Below are 13,974 nucleotides of genomic sequence, written 5' to 3' on the forward strand. Positions count from 1 at the left end.
TCACTCCGCGACATGCCGGGAATCGAATCCGAACCACTCAAATTCGCCTATTGGGTCCCCAATGTGAGCGGCGGCCTGGTCACCAGCGACATCGAGCAGCGCACCGACTGGGGATACGAGTACAACCGGGATCTCGCCGTCCTCGCCGAGAACAGCGGGTTCGAATACGCGCTGAGCCAGGTCCGCTACACGGCCAGCTACGGGGCCGCCTACCAGCACGAATCGACCGGTTTCAGCCTCGCGCTGCTGCTCGCGACGCAGCGGCTGAAGGTGATCGCGGCGATCCATCCGGGACTGTGGCATCCCGGGGTGCTCGCGAAGTTCATCGCCAGCGCGGACGTGATCTCCGGCGGGCGCGCGGCGGTCAACGTGGTCAGCGGCTGGTTCAAGGACGAATTCACGAACCTCGGTGAACCGTGGCTGGAACACGACGAACGGTACCGTCGTTCGGAAGAGTTCATTCGCGTACTGAAGGAACTCTGGACGAACGACCACGCCGAATTCGCCGGTGATTTCTATCGGATCCACGATTTCGACATCAAACCCAAACCGGTCGGGCGGCCGCATCCGGAGATCTTCCAGGGCGGCAACTCCACCGCGGCGCGGAAGCTCGCGGGCCGGGTCTCCGACTGGTACTTCAGCAACGGCAAGGACTTCGACGGGTTCAGCGAGCAGGTCGAGGAGGTCCGCGGGTACGCGGCCGAGAACGACCACGCCGTCCGCTTCGGGCTCAACGGTTTCGTGATCGCCCGGGAGACCGAAAGCGAAGCGAAGGCCGTGCTGCGCGAGATCGTCGAGAAGGCGAACACCGACGCCGTCGAAGGTTTCCGCAACGCCGTCAAGCAGGCGGGAGGCTCCACTTCGGACAGGAAGGGGATGTGGGCCGACTCGGAGTTCAAGGATCTGGTGCAGTACAACGACGGCTTCCGCACCGGGCTGATCGGCACGCCGGAGCAGATCGCGGACCGGGCCATCGAGTACAAGAAGCGCGGGGCGAATCTGCTGTTGCTCGGTTTCCTGCACTACCTGGAGGACGTCGAGTACTTCGGGAAGCACGTGCTGCCGGTGATCCGGGCGAAGGAGGCGGACCTGGAACGGGGCGCCGCCACCCCGGAGCCCCTGGTCACTTCCACTCCCTGATCCCTGAAACGCATTTCGTCCTCTGGATGCGGTCTTTGCGCGAGGCAACTACCGCATCCAGAGGACGAAATGCATGGGTGCTTAAGGGAGATACACCGTCTGGCCTGGGTGCATCGTGGGGCCGCAGTCGTTGAGCGGCTTGCCGAAGCGCAGCTTCTCGACTTCCGGCATGGTCTTCGCCGCGTAGTCCTGGACGGCCTTCAGCTTCTCGGGGCTGGAGACGGCGTCCTTGCGCACGAAGTCCCCGTTGCGCGGGCCGCCGCCCGGGTACACGAAGACCGGCTCGTAGTCGCGGTCGATCCGCGGGTCGACGGTGATGCCGTTGCCCGCGGCCCACGGGCCCCACGAGTGGATGAAGGTCGGCTTGACCTTGTCGAACACGTAGTCACGCAGCCCCGGCAGGTCGCCCTTCTTGAGGAAGTCCGCGACGTCCGCCTCGACCAGCCCGGCCATGTCGACCAGGTGCAGACGGCTGGTCATCGACGAGCCGCCGAGGTCGGGCAGCAGCAGCGACGCCTGCTGGAGACCGAGGATGTCGGCCATGGTGTTGAAACCGCGGCCGAAGCGGTCGGCGATGAGGCACGCGGGCACCGTCGGGCTCTGCTGGAACTTCTCCGACGACGACGCGAAGCCCATCCCGGACGGGATCGAGGCCGCGACCAGCACGAGCACCACGACGGTCCGCAGTACCGCCCGCGAACGGCGCAGCAGCTCACCCGCGGCCAGCGTTCCCGCCAGCGCGGCGAGGATCCACACCGGGGTGGCGAAGCGGTGCTGGCCCATCCAGTCCGGGACCATCACGCCGTAGGCGACGATGCCCAGCGCCAGCGGCGTCAGCAGGGCGACGAACGCCTGCCGCCATTCCGCCCGGACCAGCGCGTAACCGATGGTCAGCGCCAGCAGGATCGTCCCGGCGACACCGGCGTAGCCGACCAGCTCGAACGGCTGCTTCAGCGCCGAAAGCCCGGGCAGGCCCTGTCCCTTCGCGATGGACGGGTTCGCCAGCAGCCTGCCGAATTCCGCGATCCGCCAGGTGAGGTACGCGCCGAACGGGATCGCGAACGCGACCACCGACATCACGACGAGTTTGACGCTCTGCCCCAGCAGCGGCTTCCGCAGCTGGGACAGGACGACGAGCGGGTACGCGGCGCCGTAGATCAGGCCTTCGGGGCGGGTCAGCGCGGCGAACGCGACCAGCACGCCGGACCAGATCGCGACCTTCGCGGTGAGCACGGTGTCCTTGCGGACGGCGACGAACAGCAGCACGGCGAGCCACGCGACGGCCATCCCGAACAGGGAGTTCTCCAGACCGGAGATGGTCCAGATCACGAACGACGGGATCGCGGCCAGCGTCAGCCCGACGACCAGCGTCGCCAGCCAGGCGAAACGCTCGAAGATCTGCTTCGCCGCGACGTGGCAGGCGGCCAGCGTCCCGGCGGTGAACAGGAGCCCCAGCAGCTTCGGGAACAGGACGTAGTCGGGAAGGCCGAACAGCGTGCCGCTGTCGAAGATGCCGAAGAGCTTCCCGACCGCCAGCAGCACCAGCCAGGTCGAGTTCGACCAGCCCTCGACCGACGGCTGCCCCGGCTGGAGCACCGGGCCGAGCCCGTCGGCGAAGCTGCGCGCGTAGGAGAAGGTGATGGCCGCGTCGTCGACGATCCAGTGGCCGTAGAGCGTGGCGTGCCAGGCCAGCGCAGCGACACCGGCGAGGACCGCCAGGTACGGCGCGATCCGAACGGCGAGGCCACGGCGGGCCGGCGGTTCGGGCACGTCTTTTTCGGAAGCTTCGCTCAGTGCGCTCGCCGTCATGCCTGCTCCATATCGCGCCGACCGCCATCGCGCTGCCAGGGCGCACTACCGCGGTGAAGTCACGTCGATCTGAAAGGCGCCCTGCCATCGCGATAGCGGGGCCTTCGGCCAACACGGCGCGACTTCAAGAGATCAAAAGACCTGGTCACTTTAGCCGTAGGCGCCTTCGTCGCGGTCACCCCTCCCCGCCACGGCGTGAAAGGCGCCACAGTTCCGGGCTACGAGAGGTGCGAGATGTCGTTCACCAAGCGAACCGAGGCGTTGCCGTCCGGGTAGAACTCGACGATCGACAGCGAGGCCAGGTCCAGGTGCAGGCGGAACAGCAGCGACGGACCGGCGTCCAGGCCCATCCGCAGCAGCGCTTTGATCGGCGTGACATGGCTGACCAGCACGAGCGTCCGTCCGCCGTACTGCGCGATCAGCTCGTCGCGGGCCTTGCGGACCCGCTGGTGGACGCCGTCGAAGCTCTCCCCGCCGGGCGCCGCGATCGACGTGTCGGAAAGCCAGCTGGTCTGGAATTCGGGATCGCGGTCCATGGCCTCCTTGAAGGTGAGGCCCTCCCAGTCGCCGAAATCGGTCTCGATCAGCCCGGGGTGGGTCTCGACCCGGCCGCCGAGCGCGTCCGCGATCGCCTGCGCGGTCTGCTGGGTGCGGATCAGCGGTGAGGCGATGATCGGCGCGACCTCGCCGTCGACGACCAGGCCCTCCATCGCGCCGAGACGTTTCGCGGCGGCGGCCGCCTGCTGCTTGCCGTGCTCGGTGAGCGGCACGTCGCCGCGGCCGGAGTACCGCTTGTCGACCGACATCGCCGTCTGGCCGTGCCGCACGAGGAGCAGTTTGGTCGGCGTTCCGGTGGCGCCGGTCCAGCCGACAGGGCTGATCCTGTCCTGCTTCACGGTCTTCGGCGCTTCCGCCTTCTTCGCGGGCTGGGCGCCGTCCCGTCCGGCGTCCATCGCCTCGTTCGCGAGCCCGTCCGCGTGGGAGTTCTCCGCGCGCGGGATCCACTCGTAGCGCACGCGCGAAAAGCGCGCCGCCAGCTCCTTCGCCTCGGCGTTGAGCGGCTGCATCGACGGGTGCTTGACCTTCCAGCGCCCGGACATCTGCTCCACCACGAGCTTCGAGTCCATCCGGACGTCCACTGTGGACGCTCCGAGTTCGGCGGCCGCGGCGAGCCCGGCGATCAGGCCGCCGTACTCGGCGACGTTGTTGGTCGCGATGCCGACGTAGGCCTTGCGCTCGGCGAGGACCTCACCGGTGGCCGCGTCCTTGACGACCGCGCCGTACCCGGCGGGACCGGGGTTGCCCCGGGACCCGCCGTCGGCCTCGATGAGCACGTGGTCGGTCACAGGCCGGACTCCAGCGTGCGCACCAGGATGGCGCCGCAGTTCTCGCACTGGATGACGTTGTCCTCGGGCGCGGCCTTGATCTCGGCGATCTCGCGGCGGTCGATGTCGAGCTGGCAGGCGCCGCAGCGGCGGGCCCGCAGCAGCGACGCGCCGATGCCCTTGTGCGCCCGGACCCGCTCGTAGAGCTTCAGCAGGTCTTCCGGGAACCGTGGCAGGAGCTTGGCCCGGTCCTCGTCGCGGCGCGCCTTCGTGGTGTCGAGGTCGGCGAAGTTCTCGTCGCGGCGGCCGACGGCTTCGGCGACCTCGCCCTCGGCCTTGGCGACCTCGGCGCTGGTGCGCTGGGCGTCGAGTTCGAGCGCCTCGCGGCGTTCCATCAGCTCCAGCAGGTCGTCTTCGAGCGCGGACTGGCGCCGGTTGAGGCTGTTGAGCTCGTGCTCGATGTCGGTCATCTGCTTGGCCGCGACGGACCCGGATTCCAGCAGCTTGCGGTCGCGGTCGCCGCGGGCGCGCACCGACTCGATCTCCTTCTCCTGGCGGGCGATCTCGCGGTCGAGATCGGAGACCGCCGTCTGGACCGAGACCAGCGCGTCCCGTCGTTCGCGCACCGTCTTCTCGCCCGCGTCGATCTCGGCGATCTCCGGCAGGGTGCGGCGACGGTGGGCGGTACGCGCGAGTTCGGCGTCCACCTTCGCGAGTTCGAGCAGCTGGCGCTGGACGGCGGGGTCGGCCTTCACGGTGCTCCTTGAAGTTTTAGTGCTCGGTTCGGGTGGCCCGTAGCGTCCACGGGTCGGTGCACCGCGTGGAGACGTGAACGTCGACGTTACCCGTAAACGCGGCACGGACGACGCCCGAGGCTTGCTCACACCACGGCCATTCGCTCGCCCAGTGCGTGACGCCGACCAGGGCGGGGACTTCGGCGATCTCGGCGAGGTGCTCGCCGGCGGGATGATGCCGGAGATCGGCGGTGACGTAGGCGTCGACCCCGGCGGCGGTGGCCCGCTTGAGATAGCTGTCCCCGGAACCGCCGGAAACGGCGACGCGGCGGATCGGACGGGCCGGGTCGCCCGCGCCGTAGACGCCGGGTTCCGTGCGCGGCAAGGCGTTCGCGACGCGTTCGACGAAGGCGGCGAACGGTTCGGGCGCGGGCAGTTCGCCGATGCGGCCGATGCCGGTGACGCCGTCCTCGCGCGGATCGAGCGGCCCGAGGACGGTCAGGCCGATGGCGTCGGCGAGCGCGTCGGAGACGCCGGGCGACGCGGAATCGGCGTTGGTGTGCGCGCAGTAGAGGGCGACGCCGGCACGGATCATGCGGTGCACGAGGCGCCCCTTGGTGCTGTCGGCCGGGACGCCGTGGACGCCGCGCAACAGCAGCGGATGGTGGGCGACGATCAGCCGTGCGCCGAGGTCGATCGCCTCGTCGACGGTCTCGTCGACCGGGTCGACGCAGAACAGGACCTTGTCCACGTTCTCGGCCGGGTCGCCGCAGACGAGTCCGACGGCGTCCCACGATTCGGCGAGTTCGGGCGGATACGCCTGTTCCAGGGCGGCGATGACTTCGGCTAGCGCGGGCACCGGGGGATTTTCGCATGTAGCGTTTCCGGACATGCGACTTCGGGTGCTCTGTGTGTTGCTCGTGGCCGGGTTGCTGGCGGTGCCCACGCCGGCGTCGGCGTCTCCGGGATTCTGGGAACTGACCGATCTCGCCGCGCGGCGCGTGCAGATCGCCGACAAGGTCGCGGCCGCGAAGTTCGGCACACCGTCGCCGATCGACGACCCGGTGCGCGAACAGCAGATCCTCGACTCGGTGGCGGCGAAGGCCCCCGGACTCGGTCTCGACGCGGACGGCGTCGTGCGGTTCTTCCGCGACCAGATCGAAGCGAACAAGGTCGTGCAGCGCGGCCTGTACGCGAAGTGGACCGCGCACCCGGACACGCGGCCGGCGGAGCGGCCCGATCTGGGCACCGAGGTCCGCCCGGTGATCGACCGGCTCAACACCGGCCTGCTCACCGAACTCGCGGCGACGCGGGACGCGCGGGCGCGGCGGTCCTGCGACGTGCGGCTGGCGGTCACGGTGCGGCTGGTCGACGCGGGACGCGGACTGGACCGGTTGCACTCGGTGGCGCTCGGGGAGTCCGTGCGGTCGGCCTGCACGCACCCCTGACCCCGGGGCGGAAGCAAGGGACCTTTGCTATCGCCGGGGCCGCTGACCTGCGGAAAGAGAGCAAGGGACCTTTGCTATCGCGCCCCGGGGCCAGCCGTCAGTCCAGCGCCTTCGCGTCCTTGTTGACCGCCCAGCGGCCGGCCGCGCGCATCACGCGGCCCGTCCACAGCATCGCCCGATAGGCCTTCGTCGAGTGATCGGGGACCTCGGGTTCGACGACCTGGTACGGCGCGACGGACGCGCCCGACCGGAGGTGCAACGGCATCCTGGTCATCGCCTCTTTCGGCGATCTGGCCTGGACGAAGTGGTGCTCCGACAGGATCCGCCCGACCTCGTAGGGGTGCGGATGCTTGACGGTGATGCGATACCAGCGGAGCCCGGTTGCCGGGGACTCGACGGTGGGTAGTGGTGCGCTCATACGCGACCTTCCTGCGTGTTTCTCTCCAGGTGGTCTACTCCCGCTTCGTCCCGGCTTTCCAGTTCGGCGCGCCCGATAGCCGTTCGGAGCCGGTGAGCGGTCGATCTCCGGCGGCCTTCACACTGATCGGGTGCTGCACATCGTCTTCGTCTGTTCCGGCAACATCTGCCGCTCCCCGATGGCCGAGCTCGTCTTCCGCGCGAAGGTCGAGGAAGCCGGTCTCGACCATCTCGTCCAGGTGTCCAGCGCGGGCACCGGTGGCTGGCACGTGGGCGAGGCCGCCGACAAGCGGGCCCGCGCGAAGCTCGCCGAACACGGTTACCCGACCGGTCACGTCGCGGCCGAGGTCGATCGCGGACATCTGGCCGCCGACCTGCTGCTCGCGGCCGATGACAGTCACCTGTCGTTCCTCCGGCGGAAGGTGTCGGACCCGGCGAAGGTCCGCCTGCTGCGCGAGTTCGATCCGACGGCGCCCGAAGGCGCCGAGGTCCCCGACCCGTACTACGGCGAAGACGACGGTTTCGAAGACGTCCTCGGCATGATCGAGCGGTCCGTTCCGGGCCTGCTCGACTGGGTGCGCGCACACGCCTGAGGCCGACCGCTTACCGTGGTGGGGTGCGGTTGAAGTTCCTGCTTAAGCCCGGGTGGCTGGCTTTGACGTTGGTGGTGTTCACCTTCGCCATCACGTGCTTCACCCTGCTCGCGCCGTGGCAGTTCTCCCGCGACACCGAACGTGAACACCAGAACGCGGCGCTGCGGGAGTCGTTCTCCGGGCAGCCACGGTCGCTGGAGCAGCTGCTGCCCAACGGTGCCGTGCCTGATCAGCGCACCGAATGGCACCTGGTCGCGATGAAGGGCACGTACCTGCCCGAGGGCGAGGTCGTGGCCCGCCTTCGCTCCGTACAGGGCGAAGCGGCCTTCGAGGTACTGACGCCGTTCCGGACCGTCGAAGGCACGATCGTGCTGGTCGACCGCGGCTACGTCCGGCTCGACGACAAGTCGCGCGCCCTCCCCTTCGCCGCGCCTCCCGCCGGAACGGTCGACATCGTCACGCGGGCGCGGCACGACGAGCGGGACGGGAAGAACCGCGACGCCTTCGCCGACGAGTCGACCGGCGGGAAGTTGCAGAGCTACGTCGTCGATTCCCAGGTCGTCGCGCGGGCCGCGAAGCTGGACATCCGGCCGGGCTACTTCCAGCTCGACGTGAACCAGCCCGGCGTGCTGGGCGCGCTGCCGCTGCCGCAGACCGACGCCGGGCCGTTCTTCTCCTACGCGCTCCAGTGGATCGCGTTCGGGGCGATGGCGCTGATGGGCTGGCTGTACTTCACCGTCCGCGAGCTGAAGCCGGGCGGAGCGCTGACCACGGAACGGCCGCAACGGCGCAAGAGCGTCGCCGAGCTGCTGGCCGAGGACGAGCGCTCCGAAGTGGCCACCTGATCCGACACGAAAATGGCCCTTTTATAGGTCCATTCCGCGTGTTCATACTCGATCATGCTGATTCACCCGTGGGACGCCGCCCACGACGACGCCGAATGGCGGGCCTGGCTCTCGGCGCACGACTTCGGCCAGCTGATCGCCGGCGGCGCGGGCCGTGACCTGCCCATCGTCAACCCGGTGCACTTCGTCTACGACGGTGACCGGACGGTCCTGCTGCACCTCGCGCGCCCCAACCCGGTCTGGCCGCTACTGGAGGAACACCCGCGCGCACTGCTCGCGGTGACCGGCGACCACACCTACATCCGGTCCGGCTGGAACACCCCGGCCGACCCTCCGCACGGCGTCCCGACGTCGTACTACGCGTCCGTCCAGCTCGAATGCGACGTCCGGCTGGTCGACGACGCGACGGAGAAGGCCGCGCTCCTGGACCGGCAGCTCGCGCATTTCGAACCTGGCTCGGACCGGGTGGCGGTCAGCGCCACCGAGGCGCCGGACAAGCGGCTGCTCCCCGGCATCCGCGGTGTCGAACTGACCGTGACCGGGGTGCGGGCGAAGTTCAAGTACGGCGGGAACAAGCAGCCCGGCGACCGCTCACGGATCGACGGGGAACTGGAGCGGCGCGGCGGCCCGGGGGACGGCCTGGCGCGGGCGCAGCTGGCGCGGCGGGAGCGATAGCAAAGGTCCCTTGCTCCCTTTCCGCAGGTCAGGGCACCAGGCGATAGCAAAGGTCCCCTGCTCCCCCGGGGGACCGCTCGCGTCACTGTGTGGATTTTGGTGCGTTGAACGCACCAAAATCCACACGGTCAGTGTTCGCGCCTACGCGGCGTGAGGGGTGTGTGGAAATAGGGACACTCAACGTCCCTATTTCCACACACCCCTACCGGTCACCGAGCGACAGCAAAGGTCCCTTGCTCTCTTTCCGCAGGTCAGGGCACCCGGCGATAGCAAAGGTCCCCTGCTCCCCCGAACCCCGAAGCGGGTCAGCGCCGACGCCGCCACAGGCCGACGAGACCCGCCAGCACCACCGAGCTGATCGCGCCCAGCCACCCGACCACCCGCGAAAGCTCGACGGCCCGCGTCACGTGCCCGGCGTCCGGGTTGCGGCCGATGCCGAGCACCGGCAGTTCCTCGACCCCGTGCGGATACACCGTCCGCCCGCCGACCCGGATCTCCAGCGCCCCGGCGAAAGCGGCCTCGACGCGGCCCGCGTTCGGGCTTGGGTGCGCGGCCGTGTCCCGCCGCCACGCCCGCCACGCGCCGCCCGCCGAACCGCCGACGACGGGTGCCGCGAGCACGGTCAGCCCGGCCGCGACCCGCGTGGGCACGAGATGGACGATTTCGTCCAACCGGGCGACGAGCCAGCGGTACCGCTCGGGACGTCCCCTGCCGAGACCCCGCAGCAGGCTGATCACGCGCGAACCGAGCAGGCCAGGCACCCCGGCCAGCGCTCCCCACACCAACGGCGCGATGACGACGTCCGCGGTGTTCTCGGCGAGCGTTTCCACCGAAGCGCGGGAAAGGCCGATGACGCCGAGTTCGTCGGCGACCCGGGGGTCCAGTGTGGACAGTGTGCCGCGCGCGGTCTCGAGTTCGCCTTCTTCGAGGTCCCGCGCCAGCGAGGTGCCGTTCGCGGCCAGTCCGGCGGCGCCGAGGACGGCCCAGGTGGTCACCGCGGTCGTGGTCGCCTGCAAAACGGGGCTGCGCCGTCCGGCGCGTTCGGCGAGCACGCCCGCCAGCACGGCGGACCCCGCGAGACCGCCGGTCCACAGCACTCCGGCCAGCGGGTGTTTCGACCGGACCTTCGTGTCCACCGCCGAAGCCGCCCTGGCGAACGCCGTCACCGGGCGGCGTGACCGGGGATCCCCGATCGCCCCGTCCGCGGCCACCCCCAACACCAAGCCGATCGCGCGCGCCGCGCTCACCGTCGCCCCCTGCATGCAGTATCCCTCGAAGACCTGCCGAGATTACTCGAAGATCATCTGTCCAGGAGGACGGCCATCTCGTCACGCGCCTGGATGACGATGTCCCGCATCGCGCGTTCGGCCCGGTCAGGGTCGCCGGCGTCGATGGCGGCCGCGACCTCGACGTGCAGCGCGACGGCCTCGGGCTGGGGTTCGTCCGGCATCAGCCCGTGCCCGGTGCGCCCGGCGAGCACTTCGGCGACGACCGCGGAAAGCTGCGCGAACATCGGATTCCGCGACGCGGACAGCAGCAGATCGTGGAAAGCGACGTCGTGCTCCAGGAAGGTCACGAGGTCGCGGCGGTGCGCGGTCTCCTCCAGCCGCTTCGCCAGCGCGCGAAGGCGGCCGCCCTCTTCGGGTGTCGCCCGCAGCGCGGCGTACCGGGCCGCGCACGGTTCGACGCCGGAGCGCAGTTCGGTCAGTGTGAGCAGGGCGGTCTTCCGCTCGGATCCGTCGAGTTGCCAGCGGAGCAGCCGCGGGTCGTAGTGGTTCCACTCCCGGGGCTCACGCACGATCACCCCGACCCGGCGCTTGCTGCTGGTCAGGCACATCGCTTCGAGGACACGCACCACCTCGCGCGCCACCGTCCGGGACGCGCCGAACCGCTCTTGGAGCTCCTCCGAGCGCAGCACGGAGCCCGGTGGCAGCTGTCCGTTCGCGATCGCGGAGCCGACCGTGTCGAGCATTTCGGCATGCCTGTCGTTGCCCACCAGGCGACCTTAACCCTCTGATTCGATTAAGTAGTACTTGATGTTGCTTAAGTAGTACTTTTGAGCTGTACTCGTCGGGCTACAACGACGTGGGAGGTACGGATGACCGTCATCGTGGTGATGGGCGTTTCCGGCTCGGGCAAGACGACCGTGGGCACGGAACTCGCCGCCTGGCTCGGCGTCGACTACGCCGAAGCGGATTCGTTCCATCCGAAGGCGAACATCGACAAGATGAGCTCCGGCCACCCGCTGAACGACGAGGACCGGCAACCCTGGCTCGAAGCCATCGCCGCCTGGATCTCCGACCACCAGGCCTCCGGCGGTGTCGTCACCTCTTCCGCGCTGAAGTATCGCTACCGCGACATCCTGCGCGGCGGCGGCGATGTCTGGTTCCTGCACCTGCACGGCGACCGCGAACTGCTCGCGAGCCGGATGAAGACCCGCTCCGGTCATTTCATGCCGGTGTCCCTTCTGGACTCCCAGCTCGCCGACCTCGAACCGTTGCGACCGGATGAGTTCGGCATCGTGGCCGACATCTCCAGGACACCGGAAGAAATCGTCGACACCACCCTTTCCGCTTTCAAGGACCGCCGATGACCACGACACTCGCCGCCGCCTGGACCGGACACGACACCCGCCTCATCGGCGCGACGGTGCTCGCCATCGCCGTGATCGTCGTCCTGATCACCAAGGCGAAACAGCATCCCTTCCTGGCCCTCATCCTCGGCTCCGGCGTGCTCGGGCTCGTCGGGGGCATGCCGGTGGACAAGCTGATCAAGAGCTTCAGTTCCGGCGTCGGCTCCACCGTCGCCTCGGTCGGCGTGCTGATCGCGCTCGGTGCGATGCTCGGCAAACTGCTCGCCGATTCCGGCGGCGCGGACCAGATCGTCGACACCATCCTGCGCCGCGCGGGCGACCGCACCCTGCCGTGGGCGATGGCGCTGGTCGCCGCGCTGATCGGGCTGCCGATGTTCTTCGAGATCGGCCTGGTCATGCTGATCCCGGTGATCCTGCTGGTCGCCAAGCGCACCGGGAAACCGTTGCTGATGCTGGGCATCCCCGCCCTCGCCGGGCTTTCGGTGCTGCACGGTCTCGTCCCGCCGCACCCCGGGCCGCTCGCCGCCGCGGGCGCGCTGAACGCGAACGTCGGCCTCACCCTGGCCTTCGGCCTGCTCGTCGCGATCCCGACGGTGATCATCGCCGGACCGCTGTTCGGCAGGCTGGCCGCGAAGATGGTCCCGGACGCCGTCGCACCGGAACGGCTCGTTCCCGAATCGTCCACAGGAGACGGACGACGTCCCGGCTTCCTCGCGACGCTGTCGACCGTGCTGCTGCCGGTCGTGCTGATGATGGGCAAGGCGCTCGCGGACATCCTGCTGGACAAGGAGAACCACCTCCGCCGCGTGCTCGACTTCATCGGCGACCCGCTGGTGGCGCTGCTCGCCGCGGTCCTGCTCGGCATGCTCACCCTGGGCAAATCCGCGGGCTTCACGCGCGACAAGCTGGCCTCGACGGTGGCCGACTCGCTCCCGCCGATCGCCGGGATCCTGCTCATCGTCGGCGCGGGCGGCGGGTTCAAGCAGACCCTCGTCGACGCCGGGGTCGGCAACGTCATCACCGGCCTTGCCACCGGCGCGAACCTGTCGCCACTGCTGCTCGGCTGGCTGGTCGCGGTCGCGATCCGGCTCGCCACCGGCTCCGCGACGGTCGCGACGGTGTCCGCCGCCGGCATCGTGGCGCCGCTCGCGGCGACCATGGACCCGTCGCACAGCGCGCTGCTGGTGCTGGCGATCGGCGCCGGTTCGCTGTTCTTCTCACATGTCAACGACGCCGGGTTCTGGCTGGTCAAGGAGTACTTCGGGCTTTCGGTCGGGCAGACACTGAAGAGCTGGTCGATCATGGAGACGGTCATCTCCGTGGTCGCGATCGCGCTGATCCTGCCGCTGGGCGCCCTGCTGTAGTTCCCTCCGAGCGCGTGAAGGCCCCCTTCCCTCGGATGAGCCGAGGGAAGGGGGCCTTCACGCGCTTCCGGAAGGTTCCGATTGACACGTGACCTTTTGGTCACCTATTCTTCCTTCGTGCCCGACGACGACCTGGTTTTCAAGGCCCTGGCAGATCCGACCCGCCGGTTCCTGCTCGACCAGCTGTTCGCGCGTGACGGCCGCACGCTGACCGAACTCGAGTCCGAAGTGGACATGAGCCGGTTCGGCGTGATGAAGCACTTGAAACTGTTGGAAGAAGCCGGACTTGTCGTCACGCGCAAGGAGGGCCGGGAGAAGAAGCACTTCCTCAACCCGGTTCCGATCCGGCAGATCCACGACAGGTGGATCGACAAGTTCACCGAGCGCACCGTGACCGCGTTGCTCGACCTCAAAGCCGAACTCGAAACCCCGGAACACGAACCAGAGGAGCCCTCATGACCGACACCCAGGTCTACCGCGTCTACATCAAGGCCACCCCGGAGAAGATCTGGGACGCCATCACGAAGCCCGAATGGTCGCGGAAGTACGGCTACACCGGCTTGGTCGACTACGACCTGCGGCCGGGCGGCAAGCACGCCACCCACCCCACGCCGGATTACGTCGAGGCCGGGTTCACCAACGACCTCGTCGACGGCGAGGTGCTCGAAGTCGATCCGCCACGCAAGCTGGTCATCACCTGGAAGCTGCTGATGGACCCGTCCTTCGACAAGGAGCCGTACACCAAGCTCACCTACGAGATCGAAGAGACGAAGACCGCGGGCACCCGGCTGACCGTGACCCACGACGTCACCGACGCGCCGACGACCGCCTCGCTGGTCAACGGCTCGCAGGAGGACATCAACGCCGGACCGGGCGAGAACGCCGGTGGCGGCTGGCCGTGGATCCTGTCGGACCTCAAGTCGCTGCTGGAGACGGACGCTCCGCTCGTCCCCGCCGCTTCCTGACCAGAGGTCCGCAAGTGTCAGGAAAGGGCCTTTCAGGACATATCTCGTCCTGAAAGACCCTTTCCT

At 68.9% G+C, this 13,974-nt stretch carries 16 protein-coding genes; 9 read left to right on the plus strand and 7 right to left on the minus strand.

Annotated elements, in window-relative coordinates; genetic code table 11:
• Positions 1-12 precede the first annotated feature (12 nt).
• Positions 13-1,140 (plus strand): dimethylsulfone monooxygenase SfnG, encoded by a 1,128-nt coding sequence (gene sfnG / locus IE302_RS39695; RefSeq protein ID WP_191259613.1) that lies wholly within the window; start codon positions 13-15, stop codon positions 1,138-1,140.
• 81 nt (positions 1,141-1,221) lie between these two features.
• Here sfnG and IE302_RS39700 read toward each other — a convergent pair whose 3' ends face one another.
• The 4 genes from IE302_RS39700 to IE302_RS39715 all read right to left on the minus strand — a co-directional run bounded on the left by IE302_RS39700 (position 1,222) and on the right by IE302_RS39715 (position 5,867).
• On the minus strand, positions 1,222-2,949 hold the full coding sequence (locus tag IE302_RS39700) for a hypothetical protein (protein WP_191259614.1): 1,728 nt from the start codon (positions 2,947-2,949) through the stop codon (positions 1,222-1,224).
• A 218-nt stretch (positions 2,950-3,167) separates the two neighbouring features.
• The gene (locus IE302_RS39705) at positions 3,168-4,295 is read right to left on the minus strand and encodes a bifunctional RNase H/acid phosphatase (protein ID WP_191259615.1); all 1,128 of its coding nucleotides are present in this window, start codon (positions 4,293-4,295) and stop codon (positions 3,168-3,170) included.
• Positions 4,292-5,029, minus strand: a complete 738-nt coding sequence (locus IE302_RS39710; protein ID WP_191259616.1) for a zinc ribbon domain-containing protein — start codon at positions 5,027-5,029, stop codon at positions 4,292-4,294. The genes IE302_RS39705 and IE302_RS39710 overlap by 4 nt, the downstream gene beginning before the upstream one ends.
• A 16-nt stretch (positions 5,030-5,045) precedes the next feature.
• Positions 5,046-5,867, minus strand: a complete 822-nt coding sequence (locus IE302_RS39715) for a Nif3-like dinuclear metal center hexameric protein (protein WP_191259617.1) — start codon at positions 5,865-5,867, stop codon at positions 5,046-5,048.
• A 31-nt stretch (positions 5,868-5,898) separates the two neighbouring features.
• Here IE302_RS39715 and IE302_RS39720 point away from each other — a divergent pair, with 31 nt between their 5' ends.
• Complete coding sequence (locus IE302_RS39720; protein ID WP_191259618.1) at positions 5,899-6,456, plus strand: chorismate mutase; 558 nt, start codon at positions 5,899-5,901, stop codon at positions 6,454-6,456.
• A 97-nt stretch (positions 6,457-6,553) separates the two neighbouring features.
• Here IE302_RS39720 and IE302_RS39725 read toward each other — a convergent pair whose 3' ends face one another.
• The gene (locus tag IE302_RS39725; RefSeq protein ID WP_191259619.1) at positions 6,554-6,874 is read right to left on the minus strand and encodes a hypothetical protein; all 321 of its coding nucleotides are present in this window, start codon (positions 6,872-6,874) and stop codon (positions 6,554-6,556) included.
• A gap of 130 nt (positions 6,875-7,004) precedes the next feature.
• On the opposite strand from IE302_RS39725, the gene IE302_RS39730 reads away from it, so the two are divergent.
• From IE302_RS39730 to IE302_RS39740, 3 genes are read left to right on the plus strand one after another with little or no spacing between them, the layout of a single operon-like run.
• Positions 7,005-7,466 (plus strand): low molecular weight protein-tyrosine-phosphatase, encoded by a 462-nt coding sequence (locus IE302_RS39730; protein ID WP_191259620.1) that lies wholly within the window; start codon positions 7,005-7,007, stop codon positions 7,464-7,466.
• Between the two features lie 23 nt (positions 7,467-7,489).
• A complete protein-coding gene (locus IE302_RS39735) occupies positions 7,490-8,311 on the plus strand; it encodes an SURF1 family cytochrome oxidase biogenesis protein (protein WP_191259621.1) in 822 nt (273 codons plus the stop codon).
• A 54-nt stretch (positions 8,312-8,365) separates the two neighbouring features.
• Positions 8,366-8,986: an FMN-binding negative transcriptional regulator gene (locus IE302_RS39740; RefSeq protein WP_191259622.1), complete on the plus strand. Its 621-nt coding sequence runs from the start codon at positions 8,366-8,368 to the stop codon at positions 8,984-8,986.
• A gap of 305 nt (positions 8,987-9,291) precedes the next feature.
• Here the strand turns inward: IE302_RS39740 and IE302_RS39745 are convergent, their stop codons facing one another.
• Complete coding sequence (locus IE302_RS39745; RefSeq protein ID WP_191259623.1) at positions 9,292-10,248, minus strand: cobalamin biosynthesis protein CobD/CbiB; 957 nt, start codon at positions 10,246-10,248, stop codon at positions 9,292-9,294.
• 38 nt (positions 10,249-10,286) lie between these two features.
• Positions 10,287-10,958: a FadR/GntR family transcriptional regulator gene (locus IE302_RS39750; RefSeq protein WP_191259676.1), complete on the minus strand. Its 672-nt coding sequence runs from the start codon at positions 10,956-10,958 to the stop codon at positions 10,287-10,289.
• Positions 10,959-11,084: 126 nt separating this feature from the next.
• Here IE302_RS39750 and IE302_RS39755 point away from each other — a divergent pair, with 126 nt between their 5' ends.
• The 4 genes from IE302_RS39755 (at position 11,085) to IE302_RS39770 (ending at position 13,908) form a co-directional block, all read left to right on the plus strand.
• Positions 11,085-11,579, plus strand: a complete 495-nt coding sequence (locus tag IE302_RS39755) for a gluconokinase (RefSeq protein WP_191259624.1) — start codon at positions 11,085-11,087, stop codon at positions 11,577-11,579.
• Positions 11,576-12,943: a GntT/GntP/DsdX family permease gene (locus IE302_RS39760; protein ID WP_191259625.1), complete on the plus strand. Its 1,368-nt coding sequence runs from the start codon at positions 11,576-11,578 to the stop codon at positions 12,941-12,943. The genes IE302_RS39755 and IE302_RS39760 overlap by 4 nt, the downstream gene beginning before the upstream one ends.
• A 117-nt stretch (positions 12,944-13,060) precedes the next feature.
• Entirely contained in the window at positions 13,061-13,402 is a 342-nt protein-coding gene (locus IE302_RS39765; protein ID WP_191259626.1) for an ArsR/SmtB family transcription factor, read from the plus strand.
• A complete protein-coding gene (locus IE302_RS39770; protein WP_191259627.1) occupies positions 13,399-13,908 on the plus strand; it encodes an SRPBCC family protein in 510 nt (169 codons plus the stop codon). The genes IE302_RS39765 and IE302_RS39770 overlap by 4 nt, the downstream gene beginning before the upstream one ends.
• Positions 13,909-13,974: the final 66 nt, after the last annotated feature.

The sequence above is a fragment of the Amycolatopsis oliviviridis genome (assembly GCF_014654365.1).
GTDB lineage: Bacteria > Actinomycetota > Actinomycetes > Mycobacteriales > Pseudonocardiaceae > Amycolatopsis > Amycolatopsis oliviviridis.